Below are 20,241 nucleotides of genomic sequence, written 5' to 3' on the forward strand. Positions count from 1 at the left end.
TAGAAAAATTAGAAGAGACGTAGAGAGATGTTAGATAAACTCGAAAAAATAAAATTACGCTTTGATCAAGTAAGCGAAGATTTAGTTAAGCCTGAGACAGTTTCTGATATGAAATTGTATGCTAAGCTGAATAAAGAATATAAAGATTTACAAAAAGTTGTCGATAAATATTTTGAGTATAAAGCTATGCTTGAAGGTATTGATGAGGCAAAAGAAATATTAGAAGAAGAGAAAGATCCAGAGTTGCGCGAAATGGCAAAAATGGAGCTTGACGAACTTCAAGACGGTATTCCTACTATCGAAGAAGAGTTAAAGATGCTTTTAATACCAAAAGATCCTAACGATTCTAAAAACGCCATCTTTGAAATTAGAGCTGGTGCAGGTGGAGATGAAGCTTCTATTTTTGCTGGTGACTTACTTCGTATGTACCAACGTTTTTGTGAAAGACATAAATGGAAGTTATCAATTACCGACTTTGTAGACGGTACTTCTGGTGGTTTCAACAAAATTGTAGCCAACATCCAAGGTGAAGATGCTTATGGTATGTTGAAATACGAAGCAGGTGTACACCGTGTACAACGTGTTCCTGCTACAGAATCTCAAGGACGTATACACACTTCTGTGGCTTCAGTTGCCGTACTTCCAGAAATGGATGATGTGGAAATCGAATTGAACATGTCGGATATCCGTCGTGACGAATTCTGTTCTTCTGGTCCTGGTGGTCAGTCAGTAAACACTACTTACTCTGCCATTCGTTTAACTCACCTTCCTACAGGTATTATTGTACAATGTCAGGATGAGAAATCGAAGTTGAAAAACTACGATAAAGCACTAAAAGAATTAAAGTCTCGTCTTTATGCTATTGAAGAAAAGAAAAGACAAGAGGAAATTGGTGCTGAACGTAAATCAATGGTAGGTTCTGGAGCTCGTTCTGATAAAATTAGAACATACAACTATCCTCAAGGTCGTGTTACCGATCACCGTATTAACCACTCGGTATTTAACTTACCAATCGTTATGGACGGCGAAATTCAAGACTTTATCGATAGATTACGTATTGCCGATAATTTAGAAAAAATGGAAAATAGTGGTTTAGCATAATCACTTATTTCTTGATATAAAAAAGGTGGTTGCAAATTTAATGCAATCACCTTTTTCTTTTATACTTTTTGTTTCGACCTTACTTCTAAAACTTGATTCAACTGCTCTTCAGTTAAAGGCTTCGTTAAATATCCTTTTACGGTGGAATAGGTTAATGCTTTATCTTTATCATCTTTATTGGTAGATGTAGTAAGCATAAACAAAGTGATGTTTTCGGTAATTGATTTATCTAATTGATCAAATTCTTCTATAAACTCCCAACCATTCATTCTGGGCATATTAATATCTAATAGAATAATTTCAGGTAAAGGATATTTCTCTTTATCATATTCCTGAAGATACTCTAAACCTTTTTCTCCACTTAAAAGCATTGTACACTTTTCGGTGATATTAGCCTGTTCAATGATTAATTGATTAAAAAAGCTGATCGATTCACTATCGTCAATTAGAAGTATATTTTTTAAGAGCATTGCTATATATTTATTTTTTTGGTAGTGTAAAACTGAATGTACTTCCTTCACCATAAACCGATTCTACCCATAATTTCCCTCCACAGAGCTGTACTATTTTCTGACAGTTTGCAAGGCCTAAACCACTTCCTTTATAGATAGTTTCATCGGTATGAAGTCTTTGGAATACCTGAAATATTTTGTCTTTATGTTCCTCTTGAATTCCAATACCATTATCTTTTACATGAAATAAATAGGCACCTTCCTTCTCCTCAAATGAAATATCGATAATTGGTTTGTTATTATCCTTTTGATATTTCAATCCGTTTTCTATTAAATTTTGAAAGAGTAATCTAAGACCTATAGCACACCCTTCCACCTTAGGTAAATTTCCTATTCTTACCTCACCCTCTTTTTTTGTTATGATGCCCTGTAAATCTTTAACGATGTCGTCTAATGTTTCATTTAAGTCAACAGTTGTTACCACTATGTTAGTACCAAGACGAGAATGTTCTAAAATTCCCAGTATCATATTTCGCAATCTATTCGATGCTTCTTCTATATAGTTTAAGCATTTTAAGCCTGTTTCATCAAGAAGATCGAGATACTTAGATTTGAAAATACCGACAAAACCATTAATGGTATTTAGAGGTTGCTGCAAATCATGTGATGCGATATATGCAAATTCCTCTAATGAACTGTTTTTCTCTTTTAAATCTTTATTTTTCTGAGTGAGTTCAGATTTAACCTTTTTAAGCTCTGAGATATATTCATAGGTAATCATCACATGATCACTACTAAGAGGAGTGGCTTTTAGTATATAAGATCTCATAGCATGATCTTTATAAGAGAATTCAAACTCTCCTACTTCTATCTCCTCATTTTTCTTAAGACATTCATAGTATTTTTCAGGAAATCCTAATTCATAAATACCAGGGAAAGAGGTTCTCAAGTCTTTTCCCACAAACTGTTTCATGTCCACTCCACAAACTTCAAGATTGGCATCGTTAGCCATAACGATATCAAAATCCCGACTTTTGCTATCGGTTAATTTAAAAACTACAATAGCAACAGAGAGACGGTCTACTAAATGATAAATATCTAAACTTTCATTCATTAAGTATCATAAATTAGGTTCATGATTTAACAAGCTTCCTTTTTAGGTTTTTCTAAAGGATATAGATCGGATTATAAACTTTTAGTATAATATTTTAAGATTAAGCAATTAAATATTTCTTGTACTTAATAAATTAATAATTAATCTGCAGTTTAGCACACCGGTTAGGAAGAAAAAACTATAAATCATGGATTAATATTATTCTTCATCTGCTTAATTATATTAGATGAGTTTGTAACTTGCGGACTTAAAAATTATCTAGACATGAAAACTTACGGACTAATTGGTTATCCCCTTGAACACTCTTTCTCAAAAAAATATTTTACTGAGAAATATGAAAAAGAAGGTATTGAAGGGTGTCAGTATGAATTATTCGAATTGGAAAACATCAAACAGTTTACTGATCTTTTAAAAGAAAATCAGCTAAATGGATTGAATGTAACCATTCCTTATAAAGAACAAGTATTACCTTTCTTAGATCGATTAGATCCTGAAACTGCAGGTAAAATTGGAGCAGCGAATGTGATTAAATTCGAAGAAGACGGTACCCTAACAGGTTATAATTCTGATTATATCGGCTTCAAAAATTCTTTAGAAAGCTTTTTACCTCACACTCAGTTTAAGGCTTTAGTTTTAGGTACTGGCGGTGCATCAAAAGCAATTAAAGCTGTTTTAGACGATCTAAAAATTCCTTTCCTGTCGGTATCAAGAAATAAAACTGAAGAAAGTATTGCTTACAGCGATGTTACTGAAGAAAACTATACGACTCATACGTTAGTGATCAATACTACTCCATTGGGAATGCATCCAAAAGTTGGCGTAGCTCCAGACTTACCTTATGAGTTTACTTCTGACAAACATTATTTCTTTGATGTGGTGTACAACCCTGCCGAAACTGAATTCTTAAAGATCTGCCGTGAAAAAGGTGGTCACGGAATGAACGGTTTGGATATGTTGATTGGTCAAGCTGAAGCTTCTTGGGTGATTTGGAATAAATAATCCAATTTTGAAAATATATAATAGAGTAAGTCGAATGATCGGCTTACTCTTTTTTTATAATTAAAACTGCATATTTAAAGCTGAATACAACTGAAATAATGGTTGATTATCACCATGATGTAAAACAGAATACTGTGGCTCAATGAAGAAATTACACACTGTTTTATTAATCTTGATTACTTTCCCTAGGCCAATGCCTAATGGAATATTATAGGTTCCTTTTTCTAAATTAAAATTCCATGTAGGAGCACTTCTAAAGTAAACACCACTTCCTACCTGCCAAAATGCAAAAGGTTGAAATGCTAAAATGTTGACATCCTCTCGAAGATCATCTCCTCCAACATCCGTTCTCCATATTGCTAGACCTCCTGCCTGAAATTGAGGTGAAAGACTTGCAAAGGCAACCGCCGCTGCACCTGCTGTCCATTTTCCAGATCCCAAAGTTGCATGCGTTGCTGTAGGTGCAGAAACAGATGGTCCTAAACCTACTGATAACGTAGGTTTAGAAACGGCAAGGTAAGCTGCAAACAAATCAAAGTCTCCCAAGCCTGATGTACTCACACCTGTTTCTGGAATTGAGTAGGTGCTAATAGGCAATGATGCTCTCCATAATACCCTTCCTGTAGGTTTGGCAAATCTCAACCAATAAGTACTTGATGTTGCCTCGCTGTTTCCTGATAAATTAGGAGAATAATATTGTTGTAGATTAAACGCTGTAATCTGAGCTAAAGGATTGTTGGCTTGTGCTTTTTCCTCATCTGTTTGTGAAAAAACAGAGAATGAAATAAAAGTAAAAACGATAATAAATAGATTTTTCATAATTGAGAGATTAACTTTTTTGATGTTACAAATCTCTCGAAAAACCCCCTCCAATAATTTAGAGGATTACCCAATTGATACTTATAGGTAATTCACTTAGTTAAGGTAATATAGATGATAAGTCTTCTGAAAAATCTAAAATTGAAATATAAGCATTGTACCCTTCTTCCATTAGGTTGTTGATCATATGATCTACCTGAAAGCAGTGCATTGCTACAATACAATCGTTAGGAAACTTATTCTTGATAATACTTAATACTTTAGAAGATGGTAAATCTACATCTAAAAGATTAACAAAAATATATCCTTTGGATGTAAATCTATTTTCAATTATATCATTTAATTCAACTCTTTTGATAGGTGTTAAATAGTATATCTGTTCAATAAGTTTATTATTTAGACTGTTGTCTTTTCCAATTAATAAATTCATTCAATTTAGGTTTTCAACAAAACTAATGTGTTTCGAAAAGACGTCTATTAGAGAATTACCTATTTTTACTTTTTTCTATATATCATCAAAAAGTTCTCTATCGATAGCATAAAGTATTAATCCTGCCAGGTTTTTACTCCCCGTTTTGTCTAATAAATTTCTTTTGTGTGCGTCAACAGTTCTCACACTAATAAACAACTCCTCTGCTATCTCTTTATTGGTCTTTTCCTTTAATATTAGATGAAGTACTTCCGTTTCTCTCTCAGATAATGGAACCTCCAAAGCAACATTCGATTTTTGTGGTTTTACCTTTCTAATGTTATTTATGATTGCGTTGGTTACTTCCGGCGAATAATATGTTCCTCCAGAATAAACCATTCGAATACCATTAATCAACTCTTGTTCACTGCAGTTTTTCAATAAGTATCCCATAGCACCTTCTCCTAACATTTTTTTGATATGTTGACTTTCACCTAACATGGTAAGTGCCATTATTTTTATTTCCGGGTATTTATCTTTAACATTTTGCACCAACTCCAAGCCATCCATGATAGGCATATTCACATCGGTTAATAGAATGTCGATATCACTATTTTTTTCCAATTGATCCAAACATTCTTTTCCGTTGTCTGCTTCCCCAGTAATTTCAAAATCACTTTCATCCAATAAAAAGTTTTTTAATCCCTCTCGGATCATTTTATGATCATCGACCAAGAATAATTTTATTTTTCTCATATCTATTTTAAAAATTTTTATTGATTTCAATTAATAATGTTGTTCCTCTTCCTTCTCTACTTTCTATCTCCAAGAATCCTCCTATTGCATCCAGTCGATTTTTCATTCCTTTAAATCCTAAACCCGAATTTTCTGACAATACTTTTGATGTATCAAAACCAACCCCATTATCCTCAATGGTCAGCATATAAATATCCTCATAGTTCTTTAATTGAATATCCACTTTTGTTGCCTTTGAGTACTTAAAAATATTATTGATTCCTTCCTGTAGAATTCTATAAAGTGTAATTTCTATCTGATGATTTTCGATCTGATGCTCTTCGAAATTATGGAAAAACGAAAATTGTATTTCCTCACTACTTTTATCGACTTCAGTAATTAAACTATCAAAAGCCGATATGATCCCGAAGTCAACAATCGCTTTAGGCATTAAACTATGTGCTACAGAACGGCTCTCTGTAATTGATTTCTGAAGGTACTCCCAACCAGTCTCAAACTTATCCAACATACTATTTGATACTTCCTTCAAATTCTTTTTTACAGATTGAAAGTTCAATGAAGCAATCGTTAAAGTCTGTTGTAATCCATCGTGAATGTCTTTTGAGATACGTTGTCTTTCGTTGTCCTCAGTTCGGATAATTGCTTCTAAGACCTCTTGTGTTTTCTTTTTCTTTTCGGTGATGTCGATGTACGTTCCTACAATTCTCTGTGGTTGATTATTTTTATCTCTCTCCACAATTTTTGCTCTCACCAACAACCATATCAAACGACCATCTTTATGATGAAACCTAAATTCTTGGTCTTCTATTTCATCCTTATCCATCTGATATTGTATCGTATTATAGTAGTTCAACCAACCTTCAATATCATCAGGATGGATAAAAGGATGGATACCTGTCGCTTTATCACAATCGTTTAATTCATATCCTAAAAGATGTGCAGAAGCTTCACTAATCATTAAGATTTTCTCTTTTAGGTTCTGATCCCATATTCCATCTTTCGTAGCTTCCAAGGCGTATTTTAATCGCTCCTCACTTTGAGTAAGGTCTTCGTTGAGTAAAGAAATCTTTTTGGTTCTCTCCTCGACTAAGTTTTCTAGATTTTCATTTAGGTATTGAAGTTCTTGCGTTCTTTCATCCACCTTTATCTGAAGCTTTCTTCTTTGTAATTTCAACAACTTTAATCGCCATTGAAAAACAACTATAATGATGAGTAGGATACTTAATATGTATATGAGTTTAGCCCAAGGTGTTTTATACCAAAACTCCAGCTTTTGGAAAGAATATGGATTTGTTAAATAAGAAAACGTGTTATCAGAATTTCTGATTCGTGCTTTAAAAGTATAATTACCTGCAGGTAGATCGTTATAATAGGCGATGGATCTGGTCTGCATATTTATCCATTTTTTATCATATCCTTCGATCATGTAATCGTATGATAGTCGATCTTCTTGAGTAAAATCCAAGGTAGATAAATGGAACTCCAATTGTTCTAAATCGGCATCAATAACTGTAGGAAAGTGGTCTGATTTTTCTCCGTTAACCACCACTTCCTTTAGCAATACTTTAGGTTGAGAATAATTTACTTTCCTTGGTTGAAACAGATATAGATTATCTTCGGTTAATAAATAAAGTTGACCATTATAATTGACAAATTTCGGATCATAACCCACCTCATGGAAAGCATCATCGGCAAAATTCCACTTAAACTTTTTTCCTAGATGCAGCGTTTGTTTTCCATTGATATTTACAGGAAGAATCTCTCTTAAATATTGTTCTTTCTTGTGTGTAACAAAGAACCAATTTCCTTGAGCTTTAGATGTAGCGACCATCATGGCCTGATTTGCTGGTAAATTCGTTCTTGTATCATAATGAATGACTTCATTTTCGTTTTTAATGTGAAGTAGTCCACTACCATAGGTACCAATCCACAAAGTAGAATCTTCTCCTTGTGCTACACTAGTTATATATTTTGATAATGACGGGTGTTTATCAAATAATCTTAATGTATCGGATTCTATCAAATAGACTCCTTTATTGGTGCTTATCCAATCTTTTCCTAAGGTTCGATTAAATCCTTCAATTTCTAAAAAAGGTTTCCTCAGGCTCGTCAAAGTATCCTCTTTTGAAATGTAAAACCCTTTGGATGTATTTATTATAAATCGTCCATCTGATAATTGAAAGAGATCCTTGGTTTTACCATCATAAATTTTTCTTACCACTATCAAGGATCGTTTATCAACACTTACTTCAAAACCTCCCAAATTTGTTGATAACAAAAGGTTTCCATTCAGTGCTTTTGAGGTTTCCAGAATGTTATCCCCAATAATCTGATCAGAAAACATTTTTACTACATTTTCTCCATCGTAGGTAAACATCCCTTGATTTAATGAGCCAAATACAATTTGATTATTAATCACTAACGGACGATGAAACGTTGCATTTTTATTTGTTTCTGATTTAGGTATTTGCTTGAAAGGAGTATTTGATATATAATTTAAACCTGCCATTGCACCTACCCATAAGTTTCCATCTCTATCAATAAAGATACTTCGTACTTTGTTATACGATAAGTCATTTTCTTCTGTAAGTGTACTTACTTTATTGTTATAAACTCTATGCAAACCAAAACCACCAGCCCAGATAGTACCATCTTTCTGAACAAGAATATTTCTTATAGTAGTTTTAGTATCGTTCTTCCTCACCCAATAATGCAATCTATTATTTATTGGATTGAACTCGCACAATTCCCCCCATTGTCCTCCAATTAACAGTTTATCATGGTACTGTTTTACTGTAAAAGCCATCACTGGAATAGGCTGTTTATTTATTTTGATGGCTTTATTGGTCTTCGGATCCCAACGGTAGACAATTGATTCCTGATTATTTAAATAAGTATGCAAAGTAAGGATTTGTCCATCCTCTCCAGGCATGATCCGGAATAAAGCAGGTATGGGATAATCGTGCTCTTTTATCTGATTGTTTTCTATAGAATAGATTTTCCTTTGCTTACTAAACCAAACCACTCCATTTTCATCAGAAAACATACTAAAAATACTTTTCACCTTGCTTCCATCTTTATGAAAAACCTGAACTGCTTTGTTGTCCTCTAAATAAAAAAGTCCCCTTCTAGTGGCAAACCAAAGACGGTCATTAACATCAAATTCTATAAAAACGATGGATTCTGTTTCTATTATTGGGTCCGTTTTCAGATCAAAGACTTTCACCTGACCTCCATCAAACTTTAATAACCCTCTATCCGATCCAATCCACAAAAAGCCTTCTTTATCTTGTCGGATAGTAAATACTCTGTCGATGGGGGTTTCCTGAATTTCTGTCCATGATTTTAATTCATATTCTCCAATTGGCGTGGAAGGACTTAACGTCTGAGCACACAAAAATCTTGTTGTGAAAACAACAAGAAATACTACGATTTTGAAAGTTTGACATAAAAAAATCAGTCGGTGCATAGTAACATGAAGAGGATAATAGAAAAGTAAGATGAATATAGTGTGTTCTCTCATGAAATGAAAGAAGGAAGATACCTTTCGATACCTTCCTAGAATGAAAAACTAAACAATCTCTAAATCCACTTTTTCTTTAAGTATTTTTCTCGCTTGTTTTAACTTTAACGACACTGCTATTTGATAAACACCCAAGAAGATGAATACCGCACCAGTTAATGATATGATAGTAAACCCTGCCCAAACCGGATTCCATATTAAGATCATTGATAGAATTAAACCAACGACTCCCACATAGAATAATGGGTCTCTAGTGATGAGTCCAAAACTCTTAAGTATTTGTGAGAATGATATTGCTCCGATGGCTCTAATCATCAATGTAAATCCAACATACATAGGTAATGTCTGCATTGATATTGCTGGGTTTTTGATCAAAAATGCACCCAACAATACATTAATCAAACCCCAGAAAACTGACCATCCCCAGCCTTTTACTGTCTTTCTGTTAATAACTGAAAAAGTAATATCAGATAGTCCGGTAACAATAAAAGTGATACTGAAAACAATCGATAAAGCGATATAACTTTCAATCGGATAAGTAAAAGTAAACACACCTGCTGCTATTAATAAGAATCCAGATACTAATAATAACCACCAATGTTTTAACGATTTTTGCAATGAGTTTTTCATTTGATTTTCCATGAATTTTTGATTTTTGAGAGATTAATTAAACGATTTTATTATTTGAAAATTGATGAGGTAAGTGTCGTAATATTCGAAACAAACTCTCTACCTACATCAGTAGATTTTTGTAAATATGATTTTGTATCATTATTCATATCCTCCAACTGAATGGATATTCTAAGAATCATTTCCTCTACGCTATTTTGAAGCTGATAGATATCCAGTAATGATTCTTGTAACTTGATTTCCTTTTGAGCTTCTGTAAGGTCTCCATCACTCATAATTTTCGCCATCACCTTATATCTCATGTTGTTAAAGATGATATCGACTTTTTCGCTTACTTCATCAAAGTTTTGTTCTTCTTGAAGTGCCGCTTTACCTAGAACCTGTAAACTATCCGATTCCAGTGTTTTGATTTTATCAGCAATAGTGATTTCATTTTCCAATAAAAAATCATCTATTCTGTTAGAGATTTCTTTTTTCACTTCCATTAAACTTAATGGGTAAGAGAGCGTTTTTCTTTCTGTAGTTTTCATGATAGCAATTGATTTAAAAGAGCTTTTGATTACATTACAAAGGTGCATTAATCATCTTCCATTTATATTGCAGGGTTACCTAAATGGACAGATTAGGTAAATTACCTAAGGGTGGTATAAAAAAAAGAGGACACATTGTGTCCCCTCTTTAAGGTAGTACTAATTGTACTTCTTTACCCTAATAAATAAATACTTCAATAAATTCAGGGTTGTCCTCTCCTGCTGATGATATCTCTCCAAAAAAGATCATCATTAGCAATAGAATTATAAGTGTCACAATTTTCATTTAACTACGTATACGGTTCACATCTAATATTATAAGTCACACAACATCAATTATTTCATAATTTTAATATCATGTCTAATTTCTTTTTCTGAAGTGTAAGGATACTTCTTCACTATTTTGATACTTTCTCCTTTTTCCAGTTTTTGATCTGCTTTTTTATCGTTTAATACCTCTATCAATTGTATATCAGAGATATTACCACTTCGCTGACAAAGTTTCTGTAAGGTTTCTCCTTTGTTTGATTTCACAATAGAGATTTTTTTTGTCTTTATTTTTTCAAAGTCATCATCATCCATTTTCTTAAATGATACTATTACCTTATTGAAATTTTTAAGTGTAGGCGAATCAGAAAAATTACTTATTCTATATACTTGTCCATTCACCTTCACCCAACCGATATTGGCGTAATTCTCCTGTTTCTTTGATGTTGCTCTAAACGACATTCTAAAACCTTTATCATTACCATGATCGAAAGCCACTTTTTCAACCAGCAAGCTTTTCTCTTTATCAGATAATTTTTCTGTAAAGGATAATACCGCTTGAGTCACATCTTTTTCCTTTTCTAAATTGATGATAATTCCATCTTTATAATTCTGACTATACCCACCAAAATATTCAGCTGTATTGGTTAACATCCATTCTTTAGGAAACGTGACTTTGAATTGTAAATCTGGGTGCAAAAATTCATACCTATTAAATACTCCTTGATGAATACTATTGCCAAATAAGACCCCATCAATCTGATGTAAATACTGTCCGTTTTGGTCATTTTCTTTTACCAATGGCATAAAAGAAGCCTTTAATTCAATATCACTTTCTCGGTTAGGAGTATATGGATGATCACTAAAATAACTATGCTTTTCTTGTTCGCCGGTAACCAATTCTATAGAGGTCGTCATCCGATGAAGAATATCTTTTAAAGCTGTTGGTGTATACCCTGCTTTTACTGCTAACTCCATCCCTTCTAGGTCTGCTTCGGTTTCCTTTTTACGACCATAGGAAGCCATATACAAAGCATTGGTTGTTTTGATTGGAGCATTAAAAATAGCCCCTAAATCTTTACTGATAATGCCGATAATATCACCAGGTAATTCTAATATTTTAGGCAAAATACCTTTCTTCATTTGAGTAATGGAATGTCTGTTATGTGCATGAATAATTTCGTGCGATAGAATTCCAGCTAACTCATCTTCTGTACGGATAATACTTAAAAGACCTGTTGTGATAAACACATACCCTCCTGGCAAAGCAAAAGCATTTGGTTCTATTTGAGGAACAATTCTAAACTGATAATCAAATTGTCTTTTCTCTAATTGATTGACCAATTTTTGTCCTACTCCATCAACATATGCTGTCAATTTTTCATCTTGATAAACTCCTTGTTCTTGAATCACCTGATTGGCATATTCTAGTCCTAAGGTTTTATCTACTTCAATACTTTGTGCTTGAATTATAGAGAATTGAAAAATTAAAATAATTTGAAGAAGTACAGTAAATTGTTTCATAGCAATAATTTTTTAGAGAGCTTTTATTGTTGTGATTATCTCTTGATCACATTACAAAGGTGCAAGGATATGTGCTATTATATGTGAGTAGAAAACCTATTGTTATGAAATAGGCAAAATGCCTAAATGGGTTTCTTTTAAAACGCCTTACCAATTCCTACACTAATTGAAGAGGTATCGTACCCTTCTTTTATATCATAGAAATAGCCTACTGGAATACTCCAATCTCTTCCAATATTGAAATTTACCTCAGTCCCCATTCTGAATACTCCTAGATTATGATGCTTTTCTAGTTCAACCCCTCCACCAAGGAAAATATTCCAGTTGGGTAGAATGGTATAGGTAGCTACTCCTACTAAAACAAATGCATGATCCCTGATTAAATCTTCTTTATGAGGAATAATATAACTGCCCATTTCATAGTCTACCATTGCCCCAATTTCAAATTTTGGAGATAATCGGTACAGGTAATCAATACCAAAGCCTGGAACTAAATGTCCCTTATGATTTAAGTTATCCATATCTACTCCTTGAGGAATATATGTTTGAGCGAAAGTGATAGATACAAAATGCTTATTCTCTTTCTTTTCAACTTCGTGCAAGTCTTGAGCTACTGCTGAAAAACTAAAAAACACTATCGATATAAATACGATTACTTTTTTCATGATAAATTGGATTTTAAGATAGAGTTAATAAAAAAAGGGACGCCATATCTAGCGCCCCTTTAGGTAGTTTGCGAATATTTCCGATAAAATTATTCTACCCAAGAAGCTGCCGCTTGTCTTGGAGGGAACTCTTTGAAAGTACCCATATATTGTTTAATTCTTTCAACCGTTGGAGCCATCAAGAACATATGTTCGATGAAGAAATCTGTATAACCAGATTCGTCAATTGCTCTTTCGAAAGGATCTCTTCGAAGGTTAATGATGATCGGCGCTCTCAACTTTGTGAAAGGCTTAATCCAAACATCTAAACCTTCATGCTCTTGGATAGAGAACATAAACTTCCAATCTCCAACTCTTACAGCTGATAAATCGCCTCCGTCTGTGAAGTAGAAGAACTCTTCTCTTGGTCCTTTATCTACCTCTCCTAAGAAATAAGGCATAAAGTTGTAACCATCTAGGTGAACTTTATAAGTCATATCACCTGCCTTATGACCTTTCATTAATTTATCTTTAATTTGAGAATCGCCCGCTGCAGCAACTAATGTTGGCATCCAGTCTTCTAGAGAGATAATCTCATTTGATACTTGAGGAGCAATTGTTCCAGGCCAGCTCACCATCATTGGTGCTCTGAAACCACCTTCCCAAGTTGTATTTTTCTCTCCACGGAAAGGAATCATACCACCGTCAGGCCATGACAATACCTCTGCTCCATTATCAGTAGTATACACTACAATCGTGTTTTCTGTAATTCCTAACTCATCTAATTTATCTAATAACTGACCAACATGACCATCATGCTCTACCATACCATCCGCATAGATGCCTTGACCTGTTTTACCATCAGCCTCTTCTGTAAGGTGAGTCACAACATGCATTCTTGTAGAATTAAACCATACAAAGAATGGTTCATCATCATTATGTGCTCTATCAATAAAGTCAATAGAAGCTGCTAAGAATTCTCTATCTACAGTTTCCATTCTTTTCTTAGTTAATGGACCTGTATCAGAAATACGACCATCAGCATAAGAGTGGATTACACCTCTTGGACCAAATCTTTCTTTAAAAGCAGGATCTTTTGGATAATCTGGATGTTCTGGCTCCTCTTCCGCATTTAAGTGGTAAAGGTTACCAAAGAACTCATCAAATCCGTGGTTAGTGGGTAAGAACTCGTCTTTATCACCTAAGTGGTTTTTACCAAACTGACCCGTAGTATAACCCATGTCTTTTAGGATTTCAGCAATTGTTGGGTCTTCTTTTTGTATTCCTAGATCATCGCCAGGTAAACCCACTTTAGAAAGACCTGTTCTTTTTGCACTTTGACCAGTTACAAAAACTGAACGACCGGCTGTACAACTATTCTGTGCATAACTATCGGTAAATCGAATTCCTGAATTGGCAATCCTATCGATATTTGGTGTTTTGTAACCCATCATGCCATCGTTGTAAGCACTGATGTTAAACATTCCAATATCATCACCAAAAATGACTAATATATTAGGCTTTTGATTGGATGACTTCTTTTTCTTTTGAGCCATCAATTGTTGAGAGAATAAAGCAACAAGGATAAATAAAATAAACTGTTTCATCGTTTCTACTTTTTAATTTAAGAGAGCTGTTTTTTTTGTTTTTATGATCATTGATCACATTACAAAGGTGCAAGGTGGAGGACTCTTATAGGTGAGTAGAAAACCTAATTGGAAAGTTTAGGTAAATTACCTAGGCATATATAAGTGCTTGATTATTGACCATAAAAAAACACCTTCTTCAATATCAAATACTGAGGAAGGTGTTTTTTTATACAATAAGAATTAAACTTTACTTTAATTTCTCGTTGTTTTTATGTCTATCAGCATCACGAATGGACTTCTTTTCTAAGTTTTTCTTCAATGCTTCCGTTAAATCAATTCCCGTTTGATTGGCTAAACACACTAAAACAAACATTACATCCGCCATTTCATCGGCTAGATCAACATCCTCATCCGATTTCTTGAATGATTGTTCTCCGTATTTTCTCGCCATAATACGAGCAACTTCTCCTACTTCTTCCATTAGAATAGCAGTGTTTGTCAACTCATTAAAATATCTAACGCCAGTAGTATTGATCCACTCATCAACTACTTTTTGTACTTCCTCTAAAGTCATAATTGTCTTTGAAATTAATTGATGATCAAACTTAGTGAATTTAATTTAATTAGGTAGCAGGTAGCAAAGCTAACGCTCGTTTTTTAAGTAATAACTAATAGGGAATAACTAAGAATATCAATTAAAATGCCTAGCGTATCAAAAGCTATAGAATTCATTCCTGTGGATGTTTAGAAAGTAAAGGGAAGAGGTAAAACTGGCGCAAATGTTAGGCGATAGCGACATTTGTGCCTAAAAACGTTAGAGATCTCCCGACCTCGGTTTTTTAATTAAAGAACTGAGAAACTAAGAGGAAATAACTATTTACATTAGAGAGGTGGTGAAACCCCTCGATGAAACAAAGCTAATCAAGCGTTTTAGTCAAAACCAATTCTTATACATTTTCTTCATCTACTCACCTTCCAAAAAGAGGTGGTGTAACCCCTCGTTACACAAGCTGTTACACAAACTATTAGTTTTAGGCAATATTAGATTGGAGGTAGGAATTAGGTGTTAGGAGTTAGGAGTTAGGAATTTCTAATTGTTTTGGTATATCTACATAAAGGAGTGGTCGTTTAGAGTTAGTTGTAATTCTTTTTTTAAGTAATAATCTGGGTGAAATCTACAACGGTCAAAAAGTTTAGGGCATAAAAAAAGCCCTCATGGGCATTACTTCTTACTTCTTACTTCTTACTTCTTACTTCTTACTTCTTACTTCTAAAAGTAATGCTTAAGCATATTGCTTTACATTACCTTTTATCTCTTTTACTTCAGTTTTCTTTGTTTCTTTTGCTTTACTTACAGGAATTAAAACTGGGAAACCTGTGGCTGTTGCCGTGATAATTTGTCCTTTAATTGTTTTCATAATTTTGTTATTTATTTGTTTTAATAATAATTGGAAAGCCTGTGGCTGTATGTGTTACGATTGTGTTTTGTCTCGTTTTCATAATTTCTAAATTTTAAATTTTATTGTATTAATTACTTATTTGTTCTTACGATCACTGGGTAACCTGTTGCTGTTACTGTGATGATGTTGTTTTGATTTTTCATGTCTTTAAATGTTTAATGTTTATACTTTAATTACTTGCTTGTTTTCACGATTACTGGAAAACCTGTAGCTGTTACTGTGATGATATTATTTTGATTTTTCATGTCTTTTAAATTTTAATTTTTTGTTTTGTTTTCTATTTGATTACACGACAAAGGTGAGAATAAGTTTCGGTTTATTATAGGGCATTTATACAATTAAAGGCTATGTGAACAAAATATTATTAATATCATATTCGACACTTTATTATATTTTATTCTGCATAACACTCTACGATCAGTATATAAAAATAGAAGTGTACTTCGATCACCCTTACCAATGTTGTAAGTGTCCACCAATACACTTCTACCGAATTTTTTATATTAATTAATTGTTAATGTTTTAATTTTTCTTCAAGAGGCCGTTTTTGGATATAAATCCCTCTGTTTGTAGGAGATAATATTCTTTGCCATCCCAGGAAAAACGAATCCATGAAAAGGGTAAACAGTATACCAATACATTCTTCCCCAGATACCTAAAGGTCTAAATGTTGCTTTTTGCTCTAACCATTTTTTACCATCCTTTTCCTTAATCTTAAATTCTAACCATGCTTCTCCAGGCAGTTTCATTTCCGCAAACAGTAATAATCTTTTATGTTTTCGATCAGCAAGTATCACCCTCCAAAAATCTAAAGCTTCTCCGGTTTTTAATTCCGTTGGACTTCTTCTTCCTCTTCTTAAACCAACACCTCCAACAAATTTGTCCATGATCCCACGAATTCTCCACAGCCAAGTACCATAATACCATCCACGATCACCGCCTATCGACCATATGTTATCCAATACCTCCTCGTCGGGACGATCGAATTCAAACTTACGTTTATCGGTTAGGCATCCATATTTGGGCACTTGAATTAAATCAAGGAAGTCTTCTCTTATTGGTCCAATAATCGATTCTTTCCAACTCGACACTACTGCATTCTGTTCTATTCTTTGGAAAGCCATTTCTAAAGCTTCCTCATAACTGTATAATTTTACTGGGACAATTTCTTGTATGTTTCCATTCTGACAGACCACTTCATTGTCCATACTTTCTACCAAACTTCTAGCAAGAGTATAGGTTGTAGAAGTCACAAAATACAACCAATAAGAAGATAGGTTGGGTGTAAAAACTGGAACTACTAATATCCTTCTATTAAGTTTTCTGACTTTTGAGAAACGAAGCAACATCTCTTTATAATTAAGAATACACTTACCTCCAATATCAAATACCCTGTTGTAGGTTTCTTCTTTTAGAATTATACCGGTGAGGTAATCCATCACATTTCGAATACTAATCGGCTGACATTTCGTTTTCAACCATTTTGGGGCAATCATCACTGGTAATTTTTCTACTAAGTCTCTGATAATTTCAAATGATGCACTGCCTGACCCAATTATAATCGCTGCTCTTAAAACAGTTAGTGGCACTTTCCCACTTCCTAAAATCTCTTCCACTTGCAGTCTAGAACCCAAATGTCTTGATAACTTTTTAGCATTTACTATTCCACCCAAATAAATCATTTGCTGACAATCAGATCTAGAAACATAGTTCTTAAAATTAGTAGCCGATTTCTTCTCTAGTTTTTCAAAATCATCAAAAGAATTACTCATGGAATGTACCAAGTAATAAGCGACATCAAAATCTAAGGGTAAATTTTGTAATGATGATTCGTCGAGTAAATCTCCTTTTACCACAGTAACATTCTTCATGAAACTATCATCAAAATCTTCATAATCGAACCTTCTAGGATCCCTGCACAAACAAATAACATGATGTCCTTGCTTGACTAATAATGGTAATAATCTTCTACCAATGTATCCTGTGGAGCCGGTAAGTAATATTCTCATAATTTAAATGATTGGGTTAAGTCTTGAAGAGTGGTAAACAAATAACATCGTTCTACTCTACTTTGTTATTCTTTGATTATGAAATGACAACCTTTTATTGAAATATGAATGAAATCGATAGTTTTTATGAAAAAAATCCACTTTTTAATGTAAAGTACTTAACTTAATAGATAACAATCTATCTATTTCAATTTTAGCTTAAAAGTCTATTCAATTGATATAATTTACCTCAATAGTCAAACTTTATACTTATCTGTTCAATCTTACTTTGTTTTTCAACTTCACATCAAAATGTTAAGTATATCAATACATGTAGGTGAATTACCTAATTTAAATCAAATGGTATTTTACGCATTAAACAATAGCTATAAAACAAGACCTTTGAGGTGTTGAGAAAAGACTTCTAATGGTCTAAACAATTCTTAACAACAGCATCTCTCAAAATAAGTTTTTCGTTATTTTGTTTAATATCAAACAATATAAATCATACTACCGTGTCAGCACTAGCCTCAATACAAAAGCTACAGGAGCTTATGGCCAAATCGATTATTGGTCAAGAGCAAGTAATCAATAGAATTATTTCTTGTTTAATATCAGATGGTAATTTATTGCTAGAAGGTTTGCCTGGTTTGGCTAAAACAAGAGCAATTAATGCTCTAGCCAAGAATATGGACTTGGGTTTAAGTAGAGTACAGTTTACGCCCGACCTTTTACCCTCAGATATTACAGGTACTGAGATCTATCAAAATCAAGGTGAAGAAAATTTTGTCTTTCAAAAAGGACCAATCTTCAATAACTTGATTTTAGCAGATGAGATCAACCGTGCACCAGCAAAAGTACAATCGGCTTTATTAGAAGCGATGCAGGAACGTCAGGTGACCGTTGCAGGTACTACCTATGAATTGCCTTCTCCTTTCTTTGTGATGGCGACTCAAAACCCAATTGAGCAAGAAGGAACTTACCCCCTTCCAGAAGCACAAATGGACCGTTTTTTAATGCACGTTATCGTTAATTATCCTTCGATAGATGCAGAGTTAGAAGTATTACGTTTGGTTCGTTCAGAAGAAAAATCAACTGCCGAGAAGGTAAAGAAAGAAGTAGAAAAATTACCGAAGGACATCATCTTCCAAGCACGTCAAGAGGTGCAAGAAGTGCATGTTTCCGAGGCGATCGAAAAATATATTGTTGCATTGGTGTATGCTACTCGTACTCCAGAAAAGTACAGTGAGGATTTAGACAAGTGGATCGACGTTGGATGTTCTCCACGTGCTACCATTGCTTTAGATAAAGTAGCAAGAGTTCAGGCTTGGTTAAACGGAAGGGATTTCGTAAAACCTGAGGATATTCAGACAGTCATTAAAGACGTGTTCCGCCATAGAATTGTGAGTAGCTTCGAAGCAAATGCTTTGGGTATCTCTAAGGAACAAATAATTGATGAATTGTTGAGTAAAGTTGCTGTTGCCTAAATCTTTAATACGATGAAAAAGATCGATAAAAATGGAGATTTAAATCCGGTAAATGTGACTCTAAACGAGTTGCATGGTCTTCAGTTTGAAGCGTCTGGATTTAGTTTTCTACCCAAATACAAAGTTCAATCACTTTTAGCGGGTCGACACAAGTCGGCAATGCGTGGTCGTGGTTTGGACTTTAAAGAAGTACGTGCTTATGTCGCTGGAGACGATATCAGAAATATCGATTGGAAAGTGACTGCCAGAACTCAGAAAACACATACAAAAGTATTTTCAGAGGAAAGAGAACGTCCTGTATTATTGGTGGTAGATCAGTCTTCGTCGATGTTTTTCGGAACACAGCAATTCTTAAAATCGACCATCAGTGCACACCTTTGTGCTTTGGGTGCTTGGAGAACGGTAGAAGTGGGCGACCGTGTGGGGGCGTTTGTTTTTAACGACACGGAATATCAACAAATTCGTCCTCAACGTAGTACCACTGCCATTCTTCAGATGTTGAAAACGGTCGAAGTCTATAATCAAAAACTCAGTGCGGAGGAAGCTCCAAAATCGAAGACTGCTTTGTTGGAAAGTGTTTTTCAGAAAATCCGCTCGAGTGTGAATCACGATTACCTTATTATCATCATCTCTGATTTAAGAGGAATTTCTGATAAAAGCCTTCATCATATCTTCAATTTAAAAAGACATAATGATGTGATGATTTTCCATGTGGAAGATGAATGGGAGAAAGATTTACCTATGACGACCCTATCATTATCCAACAGCGAAAAACAGGTGTCTATTAGTAATTTGATGAAAAAAGAAAGAGACCGTCAGTCGAAATCTTTTGCAAATGATAAAGAATTGCTGACGGATCAGTTCGCCGAATATGGTATTCCATTGCTTACGTTTACCACTAGCGAGCGAGCAAGTGCTCAAGTGAGAACACTCCTAAAAGACCATTAAA

Annotated in this window: 18 protein-coding genes; 4 read left to right on the top strand and 14 right to left on the bottom strand. The window is 34.0% G+C overall.

What is annotated here, in order from left to right; genetic code table 11:
• Nucleotides 1-27: 27 nt before the first annotated feature.
• Nucleotides 28-1,101 carry a peptide chain release factor 1 gene (gene prfA / locus MY04_RS14615; protein ID WP_066210718.1) on the top strand — a complete coding sequence of 358 codons (1,074 nt, stop codon included), beginning with the start codon at nucleotides 28-30 and terminating at the stop codon, nucleotides 1,099-1,101.
• Nucleotides 1,102-1,160: 59 nt separating this feature from the next.
• Here prfA and MY04_RS14620 read toward each other — a convergent pair whose 3' ends face one another.
• Nucleotides 1,161-1,571 carry a response regulator gene (locus MY04_RS14620; RefSeq protein WP_066210720.1) on the bottom strand — a complete coding sequence of 137 codons (411 nt, stop codon included), beginning with the start codon at nucleotides 1,569-1,571 and terminating at the stop codon, nucleotides 1,161-1,163.
• 10 nt (nucleotides 1,572-1,581) lie between these two features.
• Nucleotides 1,582-2,667, bottom strand: a complete 1,086-nt coding sequence (locus MY04_RS14625; RefSeq protein WP_066210722.1) for an ATP-binding protein — start codon at nucleotides 2,665-2,667, stop codon at nucleotides 1,582-1,584.
• A 264-nt stretch (nucleotides 2,668-2,931) separates the two neighbouring features.
• On the opposite strand from MY04_RS14625, the gene MY04_RS14630 reads away from it, so the two are divergent.
• Nucleotides 2,932-3,666, top strand: a complete 735-nt coding sequence (locus MY04_RS14630; RefSeq protein ID WP_066210724.1) for a shikimate dehydrogenase family protein — start codon at nucleotides 2,932-2,934, stop codon at nucleotides 3,664-3,666.
• Nucleotides 3,667-3,726: 60 nt separating this feature from the next.
• Here the strand turns inward: MY04_RS14630 and MY04_RS14635 are convergent, their stop codons facing one another.
• The 12 genes from MY04_RS14635 to MY04_RS14685 form a co-directional block, all read right to left on the bottom strand.
• A complete protein-coding gene (locus tag MY04_RS14635; protein ID WP_066210726.1) occupies nucleotides 3,727-4,485 on the bottom strand; it encodes a hypothetical protein in 759 nt (252 codons plus the stop codon).
• 100 nt (nucleotides 4,486-4,585) lie between these two features.
• Nucleotides 4,586-4,915: a hypothetical protein gene (locus MY04_RS14640; protein WP_066210727.1), complete on the bottom strand. Its 330-nt coding sequence runs from the start codon at nucleotides 4,913-4,915 to the stop codon at nucleotides 4,586-4,588.
• 75 nt (nucleotides 4,916-4,990) lie between these two features.
• Nucleotides 4,991-5,650 (bottom strand): response regulator, encoded by a 660-nt coding sequence (locus MY04_RS14645; protein WP_066213335.1) that lies wholly within the window; start codon nucleotides 5,648-5,650, stop codon nucleotides 4,991-4,993.
• Between the two features lie 7 nt (nucleotides 5,651-5,657).
• On the bottom strand, nucleotides 5,658-9,119 hold the full coding sequence (locus tag MY04_RS14650; RefSeq protein ID WP_158297713.1) for a sensor histidine kinase: 3,462 nt from the start codon (nucleotides 9,117-9,119) through the stop codon (nucleotides 5,658-5,660).
• A 102-nt stretch (nucleotides 9,120-9,221) separates the two neighbouring features.
• Complete coding sequence (locus MY04_RS14655; protein WP_169055536.1) at nucleotides 9,222-9,803, bottom strand: HdeD family acid-resistance protein; 582 nt, start codon at nucleotides 9,801-9,803, stop codon at nucleotides 9,222-9,224.
• A 50-nt stretch (nucleotides 9,804-9,853) separates the two neighbouring features.
• Entirely contained in the window at nucleotides 9,854-10,333 is a 480-nt protein-coding gene (locus MY04_RS14660) for a hypothetical protein (protein ID WP_158297714.1), read from the bottom strand.
• Between the two features lie 336 nt (nucleotides 10,334-10,669).
• Nucleotides 10,670-12,124 carry a M48 family metalloprotease gene (locus tag MY04_RS14665; protein ID WP_066210735.1) on the bottom strand — a complete coding sequence of 485 codons (1,455 nt, stop codon included), beginning with the start codon at nucleotides 12,122-12,124 and terminating at the stop codon, nucleotides 10,670-10,672.
• 137 nt (nucleotides 12,125-12,261) lie between these two features.
• Nucleotides 12,262-12,789 carry a transporter gene (locus MY04_RS14670; RefSeq protein ID WP_066210737.1) on the bottom strand — a complete coding sequence of 176 codons (528 nt, stop codon included), beginning with the start codon at nucleotides 12,787-12,789 and terminating at the stop codon, nucleotides 12,262-12,264.
• 89 nt (nucleotides 12,790-12,878) lie between these two features.
• Complete coding sequence (locus tag MY04_RS14675) at nucleotides 12,879-14,375, bottom strand: arylsulfatase (RefSeq protein WP_066210739.1); 1,497 nt, start codon at nucleotides 14,373-14,375, stop codon at nucleotides 12,879-12,881.
• Nucleotides 14,376-14,604: 229 nt separating this feature from the next.
• Nucleotides 14,605-14,931, bottom strand: coding sequence for a nucleotide pyrophosphohydrolase (locus MY04_RS14680; RefSeq protein WP_066210741.1), 327 nt, complete (start codon nucleotides 14,929-14,931; stop codon nucleotides 14,605-14,607).
• Between the two features lie 709 nt (nucleotides 14,932-15,640).
• Entirely contained in the window at nucleotides 15,641-15,775 is a 135-nt protein-coding gene (locus MY04_RS28240; RefSeq protein WP_257793908.1) for a hypothetical protein, read from the bottom strand.
• A gap of 575 nt (nucleotides 15,776-16,350) precedes the next feature.
• Nucleotides 16,351-17,826, bottom strand: coding sequence for an SDR family oxidoreductase (locus MY04_RS14685; RefSeq protein ID WP_066210743.1), 1,476 nt, complete (start codon nucleotides 17,824-17,826; stop codon nucleotides 16,351-16,353).
• A 494-nt stretch (nucleotides 17,827-18,320) separates the two neighbouring features.
• Between MY04_RS14685 and MY04_RS14690 the strand changes: the two genes are divergently transcribed.
• Nucleotides 18,321-19,292, top strand: a complete 972-nt coding sequence (locus tag MY04_RS14690; RefSeq protein ID WP_066210746.1) for an AAA family ATPase — start codon at nucleotides 18,321-18,323, stop codon at nucleotides 19,290-19,292.
• 12 nt (nucleotides 19,293-19,304) lie between these two features.
• Complete coding sequence (locus tag MY04_RS14695) at nucleotides 19,305-20,240, top strand: DUF58 domain-containing protein (protein ID WP_084005900.1); 936 nt, start codon at nucleotides 19,305-19,307, stop codon at nucleotides 20,238-20,240.
• Nucleotide 20,241 lies beyond the last annotated feature (1 nt).

The organism is Flammeovirga sp. MY04 (genome assembly GCF_001682195.2).
In the GTDB taxonomy this organism is placed as follows: Bacteria; Bacteroidota; Bacteroidia; order Cytophagales; family Flammeovirgaceae; genus Flammeovirga; species Flammeovirga yaeyamensis.

What these genes read in the sequence shown, in the direction of transcription:
- MY04_RS14695 (WP_084005900.1), top strand. Translation starts at nt 19,305, where the DNA reads ATGAAAAAGATCGATAAAAATGGAGATTTAAATCCGGTAAATGTGACT.
- MY04_RS14670 (WP_066210737.1), bottom strand. Translation starts at nt 12,789, where the DNA reads ATGAAAAAAGTAATCGTATTTATATCGATAGTGTTTTTTAGTTTTTCA.
- prfA (WP_066210718.1), top strand. Translation starts at nt 28, where the DNA reads ATGTTAGATAAACTCGAAAAAATAAAATTACGCTTTGATCAAGTAAGC.
- MY04_RS14630 (WP_066210724.1), top strand. Translation starts at nt 2,932, where the DNA reads ATGAAAACTTACGGACTAATTGGTTATCCCCTTGAACACTCTTTCTCA.
- MY04_RS14680 (WP_066210741.1), bottom strand. Translation starts at nt 14,931, where the DNA reads ATGACTTTAGAGGAAGTACAAAAAGTAGTTGATGAGTGGATCAATACT.
- MY04_RS28240 (WP_257793908.1), bottom strand. Translation starts at nt 15,775, where the DNA reads ATGAAAACAATTAAAGGACAAATTATCACGGCAACAGCCACAGGTTTC.
- MY04_RS14650 (WP_158297713.1), bottom strand. Translation starts at nt 9,119, where the DNA reads ATGCACCGACTGATTTTTTTATGTCAAACTTTCAAAATCGTAGTATTT.
- MY04_RS14620 (WP_066210720.1), bottom strand. Translation starts at nt 1,571, where the DNA reads ATGCTCTTAAAAAATATACTTCTAATTGACGATAGTGAATCGATCAGC.
- MY04_RS14675 (WP_066210739.1), bottom strand. Translation starts at nt 14,375, where the DNA reads ATGAAACAGTTTATTTTATTTATCCTTGTTGCTTTATTCTCTCAACAA.
- MY04_RS14685 (WP_066210743.1), bottom strand. Translation starts at nt 17,826, where the DNA reads ATGAGAATATTACTTACCGGCTCCACAGGATACATTGGTAGAAGATTA.
- MY04_RS14625 (WP_066210722.1), bottom strand. Translation starts at nt 2,667, where the DNA reads ATGAATGAAAGTTTAGATATTTATCATTTAGTAGACCGTCTCTCTGTT.
- MY04_RS14655 (WP_169055536.1), bottom strand. Translation starts at nt 9,803, where the DNA reads ATGAAAAACTCATTGCAAAAATCGTTAAAACATTGGTGGTTATTATTA.
- MY04_RS14640 (WP_066210727.1), bottom strand. Translation starts at nt 4,915, where the DNA reads ATGAATTTATTAATTGGAAAAGACAACAGTCTAAATAATAAACTTATT.
- MY04_RS14660 (WP_158297714.1), bottom strand. Translation starts at nt 10,333, where the DNA reads ATGAAAACTACAGAAAGAAAAACGCTCTCTTACCCATTAAGTTTAATG.
- MY04_RS14645 (WP_066213335.1), bottom strand. Translation starts at nt 5,650, where the DNA reads ATGAGAAAAATAAAATTATTCTTGGTCGATGATCATAAAATGATCCGA.
- MY04_RS14665 (WP_066210735.1), bottom strand. Translation starts at nt 12,124, where the DNA reads ATGAAACAATTTACTGTACTTCTTCAAATTATTTTAATTTTTCAATTC.
- MY04_RS14635 (WP_066210726.1), bottom strand. Translation starts at nt 4,485, where the DNA reads ATGAAAAATCTATTTATTATCGTTTTTACTTTTATTTCATTCTCTGTT.